The sequence below is a fragment of the Azonexus sp. GW821-FHT04F04 genome (assembly GCF_059420025.1).
In genome coordinates, this window is the sequence record NZ_JBWKSX010000010.1 from 1 (window position 1) to 14,331 (window position 14,331).

Genomic DNA, 14,331 nt, shown 5'->3' on the forward strand with positions numbered 1-14,331 from the left:
GACGAAAAAATGCAAATAACGCTATGGAAACTGTTCCAATTCCGCCAAATTATGATAGTTTTTACATGCCATATAATCGCAGAACGTGCATTTATTCCACGAGCAGCCATCCGTCACTGGCAGGATCAGCGATTCCGCTTCGCTCGGCGGACGGAACACCGGCTCGACGTAACGGATGGGAATCATCAGGCGCCGACCTTGGCGAGGAAGCCGGGCGGTACCGGGACGGCCTTGCGGGCGGCGTAGTCGAAGAACATGATGCCGTGCTTGCCGCGCGCCACTTCGCGGCCGCTGGCTTTGTCCGACAGACGCCAGACGAGGTCGCAGCCGTATTTGTTGAAATCGTTGGCGCCCATTTCGACGACCAGCGTTTCGCCGTGGAAAGCTTCCGAGCGGTATTGCGCCGCGACATCGGCAACGACGATGCCAACGCCTTCGACATCGAGTTCGGTGTAGCCCAGCGACTTGAAGAAGCGCACGCGCGCTTCGGAAACCAGCGAGATGAGCTGGGCGTTGTCGAGGTGGTGACCGTAGTTGATGTGGCCGATGTAAATGGGAATGTCGGTCGAGAAGCTGAAGTGCTCGGGTAGCTCGATCTTGATGCGGGGCATGGTGGTGACGCCTGGTAAATGGGTGAATCCGGATTCTACGGACAGGATCAGGGCACGGCCAGCGGTCCACGCTTCGCATTGCGGCTAAACTAGCTATCTCGGCAGCTGGCCAGCCAGCGCCATAAACCGCCCGCCAGACACTTGTTCGCCGGGCACGCCTGGCAGGATTTCAATTGAGTTTTCTTTCAACCGTCGTCAAATTCCTGACGCTCCCGTTGGCCACGGCCAACTACCGTCAGCAACTGCCGCGCACGCTTGTCGCCATCGGCGTCGATGCGGCCTTGCTGCTCGTCGCGATGCTTGCGTACATGCTGGTGACAGTACTGCCCAGCCTGCCGCCGCTGGATATCGTGACCGACTACCGGCCGAAAATTCCGCTCCGCATCTACACGGCTGACGGCGCGCTGCTCGGCGAATTCGGCGAGGAGCGCCGCGATTTCGTGCCCATTCAGGAAATCCCGCAGGTCATGAAGGATGCCCTGCTGGCCATCGAGGATTCGCGCTTCTACGAGCATGGCGGCGTCGATTACCGGGGCGTCACGCGGGCGCTGGTCGCCGATCTGACCGGCGGCTTTCACCAGGGCGCATCGACGATCACCATGCAGGTGGCGCGCAATTTCTTCCTGACGCGGGAAAAGACCGTCAAGCGCAAGCTGACCGAAGCGCTGCTCGCCTATCGCATCGAGTCGGCGCTGACCAAGGACCAGATCCTTGAGCTGTACATGAACCAGATTTACCTCGGCCAGCGGACCCACGGCTTCGCCAGTGCCGCCCGCACTTATTTCAACAAATCCTTGCCCGAGCTGACGCTGGCCGAAGCGGCCATGCTCGCCGGCATCCCGCAAAACCCGGCGAAGCACAACCCTGCCGTCAATCCCGTTCGCGCCAAGGCCCGCCAGGGGCTGGTCCTCAAGCGCCTGCGCGTACTGGGCAAAATCACCGAAGCGCAATACACCGAGGCGGTGGCCCAGACCCTCAAGATCAGCGACCGCCAGTTGCTATCCGTGCATGCCGACCACGTCGCCGAAATGGTGCGCCAGGAGCTCTTCGCCCAATACCAGGACGAGACCTACACGCGCGGTTTCAACGTGTACACCACGCTCAACGGCGCCGAGCAGAACGCCGCTTACAACTCGCTACGCAGCAACGTGCTGGCCTACGACCAGCGCCACGGCTACCGCGGGCCGGAAGATTTCGTCGATCTGCCTGAAGACGCCGACGAGCGTGACGACGCCATCGACCGCATCCTGGCCAAGCACCCGAACAGCGACAACCTGATCGCCGCGGTGGTCACCGAAGTTTCCAGCAAGAAAGTCCGTACCGAACCCGCCTCCGGCGACACCATCGAGATCAGCGGTGAGGGCCTGCGCTTCGTCGCCCGCGCGCTGCAGGCCAGCGCCAGGGATGGCACCCGGATTCGCGTCGGTTCGGTCATCCGCGCCAGCCGCGACGGCAAGGGGCGGTGGTCGATCAGCCAGATGCCCGAGGTCGAAGCGGCCTTTGTCGCCCTCAATGCCGAAGACGGCTCCTATCGCGCCCTGGTCGGCGGCTTCGATTTTTCGCGCAAGCAGTTCAACCATGTGACCAGCGCCTGGCGCCAACCGGGATCGAGCATCAAGCCCTTCATCTATTCGGCGGCACTCGAAAAAGGTTATTCACCGGCCACGCAGGTCGAGGATGCGCCGCTCTCGCTGCCGGCCGGCGACAACGGCAAAACCTGGGAGCCGCAGAACGATGACGGCTACGATGGCCCGATCAGCCTGCGCCGCGCCCTCGCCCGCTCGAAAAACGTCGTCGCCGTGCGGCTCTTGCGCGCGATCACGCCGCAATACGGTCGCGACTATCTGACGCGCTTCGGCTTCGACGCCACCAAGCATCCGGCCGATCTGACCATGACCCTGGGCAGCGGCTCGGTGACGCCCCAGCAGATGGCCGCCGCCTACGCCGTCTTCGCCAATGGCGGCTACAAAGTCACGCCACACCTCATCGAGAAGATCACCGACAGCCGCGGCAATGTGCTGCAGGAAACGCCGCAGCCGCCCGTCCGCCAGGACGAACAACGGGTCATCGACAGCCGCAACGCCTTCATCATGGACAGCATGCTGCGCGAAGTTGCCCACACCGGCACCGGCGCACTGGCCGGACAACGCCTCGGACGCGCCGACATAGCGGGCAAGACTGGAACAACGAGCGATGCCTTCGACGGCTGGTTTGCCGGCTACGCCAGCGATGTCGTCGCCGTCGCCTGGATGGGCTTCGACCAGCCGAAATCGCTGGGTGCCCGCGAGTTCGGCGCGACGCTGGCCCTGCCGATCTGGATCGACTACATGCGCCAGGCGCTGGCCGGCAAGCCGGTCGCCGAACGTTCCCCACCGACTGGTGTCTCCTTCGTCGACGGTGACTGGATGTACGACGAATTCAACAGCGACAGCGGGGTCAAGGAACTCGACGTCGAATCGCTGCCAAGCATGGTCAGGGATTTTTTCAAGCGCCTGGGAATCTGACATCGCCGGTTAAAATTCATCCCAACATCAACGGACCCCAGCCATGAGCTCAATCGACCACAAACGCCTCGACAAGATCGTCGCCGATGCCCGCAAAGCCGCCGACACCCGCGCCGATGGTTACCGCGAACGCGCCCTCAAAATCTATCCGTGGATCTGCGGCCGCTGCGCCCGCGAATTCACCACGACCAATCTGCGCGAACTGACCGTGCACCATCGCGACCACAATCACGACAACAACCCGAACGATGGCAGCAACTGGGAACTGCTCTGCATCTACTGCCACGACAACGAGCACCAGAAGCAGATCGAGGCCGACCGTGGCTATACGGACACCAGCACCAAGCGCGGTGGCGGCGCCACGCACAACCCGTTCGCCGCGCTGCAAGGCCTGCTCAAGAAAGAATGAGCAGCGGCATGGCCGAGCAACATCGCCTCGCCATCACCACCCGCGGGCGCGGTTCGCTTGAAATAACCGACGAAATCGCTGCCGTGGTCAGGAATGCCACGGTCAACGCCGGAATTGCCCATATTTTCGTCCGCCATACCAGTTGTGGCCTGGCCATTACCGAAAACGCTGACGCCAGCGTCCGCCGCGATCTCGAAACCCTCATGCAACGCTGGGCGCCGGATGGCGACCCGGCCTATCGCCACGACCTCGAAGGCGACGACGACATGGCCGCCCATGCCCGCTCGTTGCTCACCGGCGTTTCGTTGACTGTTCCGTTCGCCAACGGTCGTCTGCTCCTCGGCACCTGGCAGGGCATCTATTTGTTCGAGCACCGGACGCAGGGTCATAGTCGGGAAATCGTCGTCACGCTGATCGGCTGATGTCTCCCGGATGTTTGGCCGAGTGTAAAGATTCCGAACACCTGTCGCAATTCAGAGACACGGCAACTCCCTGAAAATACGGGAAAATGTTCAAATTCAAGTGCAACGGTGTCGCCTGCCAGCGACATCTTCAGGTCCGCGAAAACAATAAACCCGTTAAAAATCAATGGGGTAAAAATTGGCCCGCAAGTTGCAATAACTAACGCACAAAGTCGCTGGCAAGCGCCCGTCGCTTGCCAAGGCGATCACGACCAGCCATGAAACCACTGACGGCCGCAAGGATCGGGTTTCGGCATCAAGGCGGCCGTGGCGAGAAGGGTTGAGGACGTTTCGCGCTCGACCATCCATGCACCTGAAAACATGCACCGAGCAAGGCAAAGCAAACATGACACAGAAGATACCGAACCTCCCGCCCGTCACCGGCTTCATGCGCCAATTCAGCCTTTCCATCCTGCTGCCGTTCATCAAGAAACCCGATAGCCAGCCGGCATCCTTTCCGCAGTTTGACTCGTCCGTCTTTTCACGGCCGGACCAGTCCGAGTTGCTCGCCATGGAAGAAGAAATCTGTCCGCTGGTCGAAGCCGAGGTCTATCTCATCTATGGCCGAAAAGCCGACGCCGAGAAAGTCCTTGCGCAGGGCGTAAGAACGGGGCGCATCACGACTCGCGAAGTGGCTCAATTCTGGTCCAATCAGGGCAACGCATCCGGCCGTATGGCGACCGATTGAATCTGATTCGGCCTCATCCAACTTTCCGGGTTATCACTCGCATCGCGGCAATAACAGGCTTCCGGCAGGCATAAACAGCGCCGCCGGAAGTATGATGTGCTCATGATTGGCGGCCGCTGGCCGTCCTGCAAAAAGGAGCCCGTCATGCCCGAACAGCTCGCTTACCCCGGCGTCTATATCGAGGAAATCTCCACCGCTGAGCGCACCATCGCTGGTGTTGCCACCTCGGTCACCGCCTTTCTCGGCGCCGCCGCCCGAGGGCCGGTCAGCAAGGCGACCCGGATTTCCAGCTTTGCCGATTTCGAGCGCATTTTTGGCGGTCTCTCGACTGACTCGGAAATGAGCTACGGAGTACGCCAGTTCTTTCTGAACGGCGGCCGTGACGCCTGGATCGTCCGCATCGTAAAGAGCGCGACGCTCGCCCGCCTGCCGCTGGTGAACTCGAAAGCGGCCACTGTATTGACCGTAACGGCACTCGACGCCGGCACCTCGGGCAACGACATTCAGGTTGGCGTCGATTACGCGACGCCAACCCCGGACAGCCGCTTCAACATCAGTTTTACACGCAGCAGCGATGGTTACGCCGAACATTATCTCGATGCCTCGATGAACTCGGCCGACGCCCGCTACCTGCCCAATCTGGTCAATGGCATCTCGCAACTGGTCTCACTTATCCGGGACGTCTCCCGGTCCAGGCTCAACGCGCTGGCCGCAGGGTCATCGCGGAGCGGTACGCTGGCTGATGTTCAGACTCTGCTCGACGCTACGCACACTGATTTTGAGGTGGCAGTGAACGGCCTGCCGCCCGTCACAGTCAGCCTCGCGCTGCCGGCCGACATCGCCGGGCGGACGCCAACCCAGCGGCTCACGTCGCTAGCCAGGACGATCAAGCTCAAGGTGCGGGGCCAGGCAGCCGGCAACCCTGCGCTGTCCGGTTTTTCATGCACGCGCAGCGGCCAAACGCTGCTCATGAAATCCGGAGTCGGTGGCGAGTTCTCCTCCGTTCGCGTCCTGCCCGGGCGCCAGAACAACGCGGCCAGTGTGCTGAAACTCGGCACAGCCAATGGCGGCATCGAGATCGATGCTGTCGCCGGCATTCGCCCAGTGCCACTCCCGGACCTGGCCAATCCAGCCGCCGCCTTCCTCGTCGGCGGCAGCGAAACCCCTTGCGGGCCGGCCGATGTCTATCCGGCTTTCACCGGCAACCGCGCCAGTCGCCAAGGCTTGTATGCGCTCGACGATACCGGGCTCTTCAACCTTCTGGTCATGCCCGGCATCACCGACGCCGGCGTACTGGCCGATGCTGCCGCTTACTGCACCGAGCGGCGCGCCTTCCTGATTGTCGATGCGCCGCTTTCGGCAAGCAACGTCAGCAGCATGGTCGCCGTCATGGCTGGTCCAAGCCTGCCGAAATCCGATCATGCAGCGCTGTACTTCCCGTGGACCACCATCGCCGATCCGCTAAACAGTGGCCAGCCCCGCCTGACGCCGCCCAGCGGCTCGGTGGCCGGTCTCTACGCCCGTTTCGACAGCAGCCGTGGCGTCTGGAAGGCGCCGGCCGGCACCGAGGCTCATCTGGCCGGTGTGCAATCCCTGACCCAGAAGCTGACCGATGCCGACAACGGTCGCCTGAATCCGCTCGGCGTCAATTGCCTGCGTACCTTTCCGGTCAATGGCACGGTAGCCTGGGGCGCCCGCACGTTGCGTGGCAGCGATGCCCTGGCCTCCGAATACAATTATGTGCCAGTGCGCCGCATGGCGCTCTACATTGAGGAATCACTTTTCCGCGGTACGCAATGGGCCGTGTTCGAGCCGAACGACGAAGCGCTATGGGCGCAAATCCGCTCCAATATCGATGCATTCATGTATGGCCTGTTCCGTCAGGGCGCCTTTCAGGGCAATACGCCGCGCGAAGCCTATCTGGTCAAGTGCGATCGCGAAACGACGACGCAGAACGACATCGACAACGGCGTGGTAAACATTTTGGTCGGCTTTGCACCGCTCAAGCCGGCCGAGTTCGTGATCATTCGCATGCAGCAAATAGCCGGCCAGGCTCAGGGTTGAACCCTCGGCAGGGCCGGCGATAACCGGTTTTCATACCTCCAGCCAGCATTTCAATTTTGGGCATTTTTTCCGGTTGACCGTGGCAGCCAGCCATGCGGCAAGAATCAGCCGGCGCCACCCTGAGCCATCGCCCCGCAAGCGTGGCAGAAACGCGCGAAGGAGCTCTTGCGCTCTTTGCACTGGCCGCAGCGATCGAACAGGCAGATGCCGCAATGCGGGCAGTAATCGATGGCGGTGTTGGTCAGATCGACCGGCCGCTCGCAGCCGGGACAGACTTTCTTGGCCAGGCGGGCCAGCGCCGTGTCGTAGCTCAGTTCCTTGCGGCGCTCGACATCGGGCATGGCCTCGGCCTGTTTCTGTTTTTCGAGGTAGCGATTCAGGGCGACGATGGCGTAGCGCCCGACCAGCACGGTGATGATGATGCCCACCGCGTAGCGCACATAGCCGCCGTAGCTCGGCAGATAGGGCACGAGCTCGACAAAGAAGGCAAATAGCGCGAAATAGATGAAGCCCCAGACGAAGGGCCACCACGTGCTCTGGCGCTTTTTGGCGAACAGCCAGCCGGCGACGGCGAGCAGCGGCAAAGTCAGCGCCAGGCGGTAGCCGAAAACGCGCAATTCCTGACTGCGCTGTTCGGTAACCAGTTTGGTCGAGGCCGTCCGCTCCAGTTCGCGCAGGTCGCGCTGGGCACGCTCTTCGGCCTGACGGGCGTCGAGCAGGCTCTGCTGCTGACGCTCGACATCGGCCAGCGCCTTGCGCTCGAGAATCTTCAGTTCATCGAGGGCCTGCGTGCGTTCGATCAGCTCGGCATCCTGCTCCGGGCGCTTGGTGGCGTGACGGGTCGCCAGCCAGTTGTTGAAGGTGTCGCGTGCTGCTGCCGAGTTGGCGCGGGCGCCGTTGTGCTTGAGTTGGGCCTGATCGTGGGCATCCTGGGCGATCTGGCGTTTCTCCTGCATTGCCTTGAGTTCGGCGCGCAGCGGTGCGGCGGCCTGTTGGTCGATGAAATCATCGAGCGTGACGCGGTGCTCGACCTTGGGCAGGTTCTGGACAATCGTCCCGCCCAGCCCGATCAGGAAGCTGGCAAAAACGAAGGCGACGATCCACAGCCCGAAACGAAACCACTTTTCCGACAGACGCAGCGCCTTGCTCATGCCTGAGCCCCCTTCAGTTTCCCGCGAATTGCCGCAAATGCCAGCATGCCGAGCAAGGCTACGGCACCGGCAACGATGCCAACGACCGCATCCAGCGACATCGAAACGACGCTGCTCATCATCCCGCTCATTTCGGCCACGTGCTCGATGCCATGATGAACCGGCGGGATGCCGTGCGACAGGATGCCGCCGCCAACCAGGAACATGGCTGCCGTGCCAACGACGGTCAGCAGCTTCATGAGTTTCGGCGCGGCCAGCAACAGGCCCTTGCCAACGATTTTCATGCCCCCGCGCCCCTTGAGCAGCAGCCAGGCGCCGACATCGTCCATCTTGACGATGCCGGCGACGATGCCATAAACGCCGATGGTCATGATCAGACCGATGCCGGCCAGCACGGTCAATTGCGTGGTGAATGGCTGGGCGGCGACAGTGCCCAGCGCGATGACAATGATTTCGGCCGACAGCACGAAATCCGTGCGGATGGCACCCTTGATCTTTTCCGCCTCGAATGCCGCCATATCGACCGTTTCATCGGCCACCGCGGCCAGTTCCTCAGCGTGATGGGCTTCGTCCTCGGCCTTGCTGTGCAGCCACGGGTGAGCCAGCTTCTCGACGCCTTCGAGGCACAGGTAAATGCCGCCGATCATCAGCAATGGCGTCACGGCCCGCGGTATGAATGCGCTGATCGCCAGCGCCGCCGGCACCAGAATCAACTTGTTTTTCAGGGACCCGACGCAGACCGCCCAGACCACCGGCAACTCGCGCTCGGCGGCAACGCCGGCAACCTGCTGGGCATTGAGCGCCAGATCGTCGCCGAGCACACCGGCCGTTTTTTTGGCAGCGACCTTGGTCAGCACCGCTACGTCATCAAGGATGGTGGCAATGTCGTCGATCAGGACGAGCAGGCTGGCGCCGGCCATCAGGATTCCCGACCGGGGAACGTCTCCAGCGAGAATTCGCGAATCCACGAGGCACGCCGATCAATGGCCGACCGGCGGTCGGTCATCACCCGCCCATCGCGGGTCTCATACGGCGGCGGCGAAATGTGCGTACAGATGCGGCGATCAGCGCGACGCTGCTGCTGAGTGGCTTCGGACATTTTATTTTCCATGAAAGTCTCCTCGGCAAATCCAGAGGGAATTGCAATTATGCCATGGCGCATAAGCCGTGCGCTTGTCCAGAAAACGGCTAGAATCCTGCCCGCAATGCCTTCCACGGTCGACCGTCTTTTTTGCCCAAAATTCAAAGCGAATGTCTGAATACTCCGCCTCCTCCATCCGTGTCCTGAAAGACCTGGAACCCGTCAAGGAACGTCCCGGGATGTACACCCGGACGACCTGCCCGACCCACATCATTCAGGAAGTCATCGACAACGCGGCCGACGAGGCGCTGGCCGGTTACGCCAAGAAAATCGCCGTCGTGGTCCGCGCCGATGGCGTCATCGAAGTCAGCGACAACGGCCGCGGCATCCCGGTCGAAATCCACCCGGAAGAAGGCCGGCCGGCAGTCGAACTGGTCTTCTGCAAACTGCACGCCGGCGGCAAGTTCAACAAGACCGAATCGGGCAACGCCTACCGGTTCTCCGGCGGCCTGCATGGCGTCGGTGTTTCCGTCACCAATGCCCTGTCGATCCGCCTCGAAGTCGAGATCAAGCGCGGCGGCGGCGTTTACCACCTCGCCTTCGGCGCCGGTTTCGTCACCGAACCGCTGTCGCGCATCGGCGATTGTGGCCAGCGCAACACCGGCACCACAGTGCGCATCCAGCCCGACCCCAAGTATTTCGATTCACCGAAGATCAACCTGGCCCAACTCGAACATCTGCTCCGCTCGAAAGCCGTCCTGATGCCGAACGTCACGGTCGAACTCGATATCGAAGGCCAGGACAAGAAAGTCTGGTGCTACCAGAACGGCATGGCCGACTACCTCAACGAAATGATGGTCGGCACCCCGGTGGCACCGATTTTTGTCGGTGAAAAACATGTTGAAAGTGCCAACGGTTTCGCCGTCGGCGAAGGCGCCACCTTTGCCATGGCCTGGTTCGAGGAAGGTGGCGGCAAGCCGGAAAGCTACGTCAACCTGATCCCGACGCTCGACGGCGGCACCCACGAAGCCGGCCTCAAGGCCGGCGTCTTCGAGGCGATCAAGACCTTCGCCGAACACCACGCCATCCTGCCCGCCAAAGTCAAACTGGCGCAGGAAGACGTCTGCAGCCGCATGACCTACCTGCTCTCGGCCAAGGTGCTCGACCCGCAGTTCCAGGGCCAGACCAAGGAAAAACTGACCAGCCGCGACGCCTACAAGCTGGTCACCCAGATGGTGCGCGATCCATTTGAGCTGTGGCTCAACAGCCACGCCGATTTCGGCAAGAAGATCGCCGAGCTGGCCGTCAAGGCGGCGCAGAACCGCATGAAATCGACGCAGAAGGTCGAGAAGAAGAAATCGTCGGGCATCGCCACCCTGCCCGGCAAGCTGACCGACTGCGAATCCGACGACATCGCCCGCAACGAAGTTTTCCTCGTCGAGGGCGACTCGGCCGGCGGTTCGGCCAAGCAGGGCCGCGACAAGGAAACCCAGGCCGTGCTGCCCTTGCGCGGCAAGGTGCTCAACACCTGGGAAGTCGATCGCGACCAGCTATTCAAGAACAACGAAGTGCACGACATCTCGGTGGCGGTTGGCGTTGACCCGCACGGCATCGAGCAGATAGACAGCGTCGACGTTTCCGGCTTGCGCTACGGCCGGATCATCGTCATGTCCGACGCCGACGTCGACGGTTCGCACATTCAGGTCCTGCTGTTCACGCTGTTCCTCAAGCACTTCCCGGCCCTCGTCGAACGCGGCCACATCCACGTCGCCCAGCCGCCGCTTTTCCGCGTCGATGTCGAAGCCCGCGGCCACACGCGCAAGGTTTATTGCCTCGACGAAGCCGAGAAGGAACAGACGCTGACCAAGCTGCGCGACGAAGGCGTTTCGGAAAACAAGATCACCGTCTCCCGCTTCAAGGGCCTCGGCGAAATGAATCCGGACCAGCTCTGGGAAACCACGCTGTGCCCGGATACCCGCCGCCTCGTGCCCTTCCAGGCCAGCCGCGAAACGATCAAGCAAATGACCGCCACCTTCACCCTGCTCATGGGCAAGGGCGAAGCGGCTGGCCGCCGGGCCTGGATGGAGAAGGATGGCGGGCTGGTTGAGGCCGACGTCTGATACTGGCCATGAAGCTGCAGGTGTCCGCCCTACTCCTGTGCGCATCCCTGCCGCTGGTCGCCAACAGCCAGTCGCTCGACGATTGCCGGCGCATCGCCGACCCGACTGACCGTCTGACCTGTTACGACGCCCTGGCGACTCCGCCAACCGCCGCGCCGCAAGAGAAACCGACAGCCAAGTCTCCGGAAACGCCGGCCACCGCCAACCTGAAAGAGCCTGTTGCCAGCGACTCCCTGCTCGGAGCGGCCTGGGAACTCGACGCCGACAAGCGCGGCCACATCCTGCGCATACGCCCCTACAAACCGGTCTATATCCTGCCCGGCTTCCATACCAGCCACACCAATCCCTTTCCTGCATCACCCTCGGTCGGACACACCAGTACCACCGACACCGAGCAGGCCAGCGATGAAGCCAAACTGCAGATCAGCCTGAAGACGAAACTGGCCGAAGATTTGTTCGGCAACAATGGCGACCTCTGGTTCGGCTACACCCAGTCTTCGCGCTGGCAGCTGTATTCAGCCGGCACCTCGCGCCCGTTCCGGGAAACCAACCACGAACCGGAAGTCATGCTGGTCTGGCGCACCGATTACACGCTCGGCGGCTGGCGTGCCCGGACTCTGTCGCTTGGCTTCAACCATCAGTCGAACGGACGATCGCTGCCCCTGTCGCGCAGCTGGAACCGGATAATGGCCGGTATTGCCCTGGAAAAAGGCGACTGGACGGCAACGTTCCGTCCCTGGTGGCGCATTTCGGAAGCCGGCGAGCGCGACGACAATCCGGACATTTCCAACTATCTCGGCCGGGCCGACCTGCAAATTGTCAGAATCTGGGGCAAGCAGCAGTTTTCGCTGCTCCTGCGCCACAGCCTGCAAGGCGGCGGCAACAATCACGGCGCCCTCCAGCTCGACTACGCCTTCCCGCTTTCCGGCAGCCTGCGCGGTCACCTGCAATGGTTCACCGGCTACGGTGAAAGCATGATCGACTACAACCACCGCGCCAATTATTACGGCGTCGGTGTTTCCTTGCTGGAGTGGTATTGATTGCCAGGCTCCGGCAGCGCCACCAAACCTTGTTCAGGAGCAACACATGCTGAAATCAATGAAGACGCTCATTGCAATCGCCATCGCCATTGCCCTCGCATTTGCCCTCAACCCCTCGGCAGAAAAGCATCGCGACAAGATCAAGACAGCCATCGCCGAGCGGAGCCAGATCGAGCGCATTCTCGGTATCGGTCAATTAACCTCTTTCGTTTCCACTTACCATTCGCTTGGCGTCGCGTCCTACACGACGGTCAACGAAAAAGTCACTTCAATCGGCGTATTCGGGTTGGTTTTCGTCCCGTAGCAATACGCTGGCAGAGGCCACCCCAGTCTTTTCCACCGCTTAGTTGGCCCACGCCAGAAAATCAAAACAGTTCATGAAAACCCCGAAAAGACTCACCACGCTCGTTGAAGAAGGCCTTGTAGACGAGGTGATCGGGCAGTTGATGAGCGGCAAGGAAGCCACCGTCTATATCGTGCGCTGCGGCGAGCACATCCGCTGCGCCAAGGTTTACAAGGACTCCAAGCAGCGCAGCTTCCGCAAGGCGACCTCCTATCAGGAAGGCCGCAAGGTCAAGAACAGCCGGCAGGCGCGGGCCATGGAGAAAGGCAGCCGCTACGGCCGCCAGATGCAGGAAGAAGTCTGGCAAAACGCCGAGGTCGACGCGCTGTATCGACTGGCCGCCGCCGGAGTACGCGTTCCGCAGCCCTACATCTGCTTCGATGGCGTGCTGCTCATGGATCTGGTGGTCGATGCCGAGGGCGGTGCGGCGCCGCGCTTGAATGATGTCGCCCTGAGCGAAGCCGTCGCGCTGGAGTTTCACGCCATCCTGGTCAATCAGGTGGTGCGCATGCTGTGCGCCGGGATCATTCACGGCGATCTCTCGGAATACAACATTCTCGTCGATGAAAACGGGCCAGTCATCATCGACCTGCCACAAGCCATCGACGCAGCCGCCAACAGCACGGCGGCCGAAATGCTGGAACGCGACGTCAACAATCTGCGCAGCTATTTCAGCGCTTTTGCCCCCTCGTTGGCTGACAGCCAGTACGGCAAGGAAATCTGGGCGCTCTACGAGGGCGGTTTGCTCCAGCCGGATCAGGTTTTGACGGGCCAGGTGGAACTCGACGAAAGCCTTGCCGACGTCGATGCCGTGCTGATGCAAATCGAAGAAGCAATCAAGGAAGACGAAATCCGTCGCATGTGCCAGTAAACTCCAGCCTTTGTCGTCGCAATACCAGGAAACAGAGCGAAGCTGCCCGCTCCGCCAACAAAATGCCCAATCCAACCACGCCTCTCTGCTTTACCAACCGCCGTCGCCTGCTGAGCGCCAGCCTGCTCTTGCTCGGTGGTTGTTCCATCCTCCAGCCTACCAAGCCGGCGGCCCCTCCCCGCCCGAAAATCGGACTCGCCCTCGGCGGCGGCGCGGCGCGGGGGTTTGCCCATATCGGCGTGATCAAGATGCTCGAATCGCACGGCATCGTTCCGGACTACGTGGTCGGCACCAGTGCCGGCGCGGTCGTCGGTTCGCTCTACGCGGCCGGCTACGACGCCTTCGCCATGCAGAAGATCGCCCAGCAGCTCGACGAAAAAATCTTCGCCGACTGGACGCTGGGCGGGCGTGGCCTGCTCAAGGGCGAAGCCTTGCAGGACTTCATCAACCAGCATCTGCACAACCGCCCGCTGGAAAAGCTCGGCAAGCCCTTCGCAACAGTAGCCACCGACCTCAACAGCGGCGAACGTGTTGTTTTCCGGACCGGCGACACCGGCATGGCTGTGCGCGCCTCGGCGGCCGTGCCGGGCATCTTTCAACCGACCCGGTTTCGCGGCAAGAGCTATGTTGATGGCGGGCTGACCAGCCCGATCCCGGTGCTGGCAGCGCGCGAAATGGGCGCTGACTTCGTCATCGCCGTCGATATCTCGGCCAGAGCCGAAGGCCAGCCGGTCGACAGCATGACCGCCATCATCTGGCAGACGACGACCATCATGGGCAGCGCCATCGGCACCAACGAGTTGCGCGGCGCCGATATCGTCATCCGGCCAAAGCTGCCTTACGTCAAGTCCTGGGACTTCGCCGCCCGTAACGACGCCATGATCGAAGGCGAACGCGCCGCTCAGGGCGCCCTGGCAGCCATCAAGCAGAAACTCGGGCGCTGACCGCTCGTATTGCGCTTTTCGACCACTGCCGATTCCTTAACGAA

14 protein-coding genes are annotated in these 14,331 nt (G+C 61.8%); 10 read left to right on the forward strand and 4 right to left on the reverse strand.

Features of this window, described 5'->3' with window-relative positions:
- Nucleotides 1-185: 185 nt before the first annotated feature.
- Complete coding sequence (locus AC07TV_RS17470) at nt 186-611, reverse strand: acyl-CoA thioesterase (protein ID WP_494649641.1); 426 nt, start codon at nt 609-611, stop codon at nt 186-188.
- A gap of 173 nt (nt 612-784) precedes the next feature.
- Here AC07TV_RS17470 and AC07TV_RS17475 point away from each other — a divergent pair, with 173 nt between their 5' ends.
- From AC07TV_RS17475 to AC07TV_RS17495, 5 genes are all read left to right on the forward strand, one after another.
- Entirely contained in the window at nt 785-3,115 is a 2,331-nt protein-coding gene (locus AC07TV_RS17475; RefSeq protein ID WP_494649642.1) for a penicillin-binding protein 1A, read from the forward strand.
- 43 nt (nt 3,116-3,158) lie between these two features.
- Entirely contained in the window at nt 3,159-3,524 is a 366-nt protein-coding gene (locus AC07TV_RS17480) for a YajD family HNH nuclease (protein ID WP_494649643.1), read from the forward strand.
- Nucleotides 3,521-3,946: a secondary thiamine-phosphate synthase enzyme YjbQ gene (locus AC07TV_RS17485; protein ID WP_494649644.1), complete on the forward strand. Its 426-nt coding sequence runs from the start codon at nt 3,521-3,523 to the stop codon at nt 3,944-3,946. Before AC07TV_RS17480 ends, AC07TV_RS17485 begins: the two co-directional genes overlap by 4 nt.
- Nucleotides 3,947-4,331: 385 nt before the next feature.
- Nucleotides 4,332-4,673 carry a hypothetical protein gene (locus AC07TV_RS17490; RefSeq protein WP_494649645.1) on the forward strand — a complete coding sequence of 114 codons (342 nt, stop codon included), beginning with the start codon at nt 4,332-4,334 and terminating at the stop codon, nt 4,671-4,673.
- Nucleotides 4,674-4,817: 144 nt separating this feature from the next.
- Nucleotides 4,818-6,737 carry a phage tail sheath C-terminal domain-containing protein gene (locus AC07TV_RS17495; protein ID WP_494649646.1) on the forward strand — a complete coding sequence of 640 codons (1,920 nt, stop codon included), beginning with the start codon at nt 4,818-4,820 and terminating at the stop codon, nt 6,735-6,737.
- Between the two features lie 104 nt (nt 6,738-6,841).
- Here the strand turns inward: AC07TV_RS17495 and AC07TV_RS17500 are convergent, their stop codons facing one another.
- From AC07TV_RS17500 to AC07TV_RS17510, 3 genes are read right to left on the reverse strand one after another with little or no spacing between them, the layout of a single operon-like run.
- Nucleotides 6,842-7,888, reverse strand: coding sequence for a serine endopeptidase (locus AC07TV_RS17500; protein WP_494649647.1), 1,047 nt, complete (start codon nt 7,886-7,888; stop codon nt 6,842-6,844).
- Nucleotides 7,885-8,808 carry a DUF808 domain-containing protein gene (locus AC07TV_RS17505; protein WP_494649648.1) on the reverse strand — a complete coding sequence of 308 codons (924 nt, stop codon included), beginning with the start codon at nt 8,806-8,808 and terminating at the stop codon, nt 7,885-7,887. Before AC07TV_RS17505 ends, AC07TV_RS17500 begins: the two co-directional genes overlap by 4 nt.
- Nucleotides 8,808-8,987 (reverse strand): hypothetical protein, encoded by a 180-nt coding sequence (locus AC07TV_RS17510; protein ID WP_494649649.1) that lies wholly within the window; start codon nt 8,985-8,987, stop codon nt 8,808-8,810. The genes AC07TV_RS17505 and AC07TV_RS17510 overlap by 1 nt, the downstream gene beginning before the upstream one ends.
- 152 nt (nt 8,988-9,139) lie before the next feature.
- On the opposite strand from AC07TV_RS17510, the gene parE reads away from it, so the two are divergent.
- From parE to AC07TV_RS17535, 5 genes are all read left to right on the forward strand, one after another.
- Complete coding sequence (gene parE, locus AC07TV_RS17515) at nt 9,140-11,089, forward strand: DNA topoisomerase IV subunit B (RefSeq protein WP_494649650.1); 1,950 nt, start codon at nt 9,140-9,142, stop codon at nt 11,087-11,089.
- A 20-nt stretch (nt 11,090-11,109) separates the two neighbouring features.
- Nucleotides 11,110-12,129, forward strand: a complete 1,020-nt coding sequence (locus tag AC07TV_RS17520; RefSeq protein ID WP_494649651.1) for a phospholipase A — start codon at nt 11,110-11,112, stop codon at nt 12,127-12,129.
- Between the two features lie 46 nt (nt 12,130-12,175).
- Nucleotides 12,176-12,433 (forward strand): hypothetical protein, encoded by a 258-nt coding sequence (locus AC07TV_RS17525; RefSeq protein WP_494649652.1) that lies wholly within the window; start codon nt 12,176-12,178, stop codon nt 12,431-12,433.
- A 73-nt stretch (nt 12,434-12,506) separates the two neighbouring features.
- Nucleotides 12,507-13,343 carry a PA4780 family RIO1-like protein kinase gene (locus tag AC07TV_RS17530; protein WP_494649653.1) on the forward strand — a complete coding sequence of 279 codons (837 nt, stop codon included), beginning with the start codon at nt 12,507-12,509 and terminating at the stop codon, nt 13,341-13,343.
- Nucleotides 13,344-13,405: 62 nt separating this feature from the next.
- Nucleotides 13,406-14,287 carry a patatin-like phospholipase family protein gene (locus AC07TV_RS17535; protein ID WP_494649654.1) on the forward strand — a complete coding sequence of 294 codons (882 nt, stop codon included), beginning with the start codon at nt 13,406-13,408 and terminating at the stop codon, nt 14,285-14,287.
- Nucleotides 14,288-14,331 lie beyond the last annotated feature (44 nt).

Coding starts and splice junctions, on each gene's coding strand:
- AC07TV_RS17500 (WP_494649647.1), bottom strand. CDS start 7,888: ATGAGCAAGGCGCTGCGTCTGTCGGAAAAGTGGTTTCGTTTCGGGCTG.
- AC07TV_RS17470 (WP_494649641.1), bottom strand. CDS start 611: ATGCCCCGCATCAAGATCGAGCTACCCGAGCACTTCAGCTTCTCGACC.
- AC07TV_RS17480 (WP_494649643.1), top strand. CDS start 3,159: ATGAGCTCAATCGACCACAAACGCCTCGACAAGATCGTCGCCGATGCC.
- AC07TV_RS17510 (WP_494649649.1), bottom strand. CDS start 8,987: ATGTCCGAAGCCACTCAGCAGCAGCGTCGCGCTGATCGCCGCATCTGT.
- parE (WP_494649650.1), top strand. CDS start 9,140: ATGTCTGAATACTCCGCCTCCTCCATCCGTGTCCTGAAAGACCTGGAA.
- AC07TV_RS17490 (WP_494649645.1), top strand. CDS start 4,332: ATGACACAGAAGATACCGAACCTCCCGCCCGTCACCGGCTTCATGCGC.
- AC07TV_RS17495 (WP_494649646.1), top strand. CDS start 4,818: ATGCCCGAACAGCTCGCTTACCCCGGCGTCTATATCGAGGAAATCTCC.
- AC07TV_RS17530 (WP_494649653.1), top strand. CDS start 12,507: ATGAAAACCCCGAAAAGACTCACCACGCTCGTTGAAGAAGGCCTTGTA.
- AC07TV_RS17525 (WP_494649652.1), top strand. CDS start 12,176: ATGCTGAAATCAATGAAGACGCTCATTGCAATCGCCATCGCCATTGCC.
- AC07TV_RS17485 (WP_494649644.1), top strand. CDS start 3,521: ATGAGCAGCGGCATGGCCGAGCAACATCGCCTCGCCATCACCACCCGC.
- AC07TV_RS17535 (WP_494649654.1), top strand. CDS start 13,406: ATGCCCAATCCAACCACGCCTCTCTGCTTTACCAACCGCCGTCGCCTG.
- AC07TV_RS17505 (WP_494649648.1), bottom strand. CDS start 8,808: ATGGCCGGCGCCAGCCTGCTCGTCCTGATCGACGACATTGCCACCATC.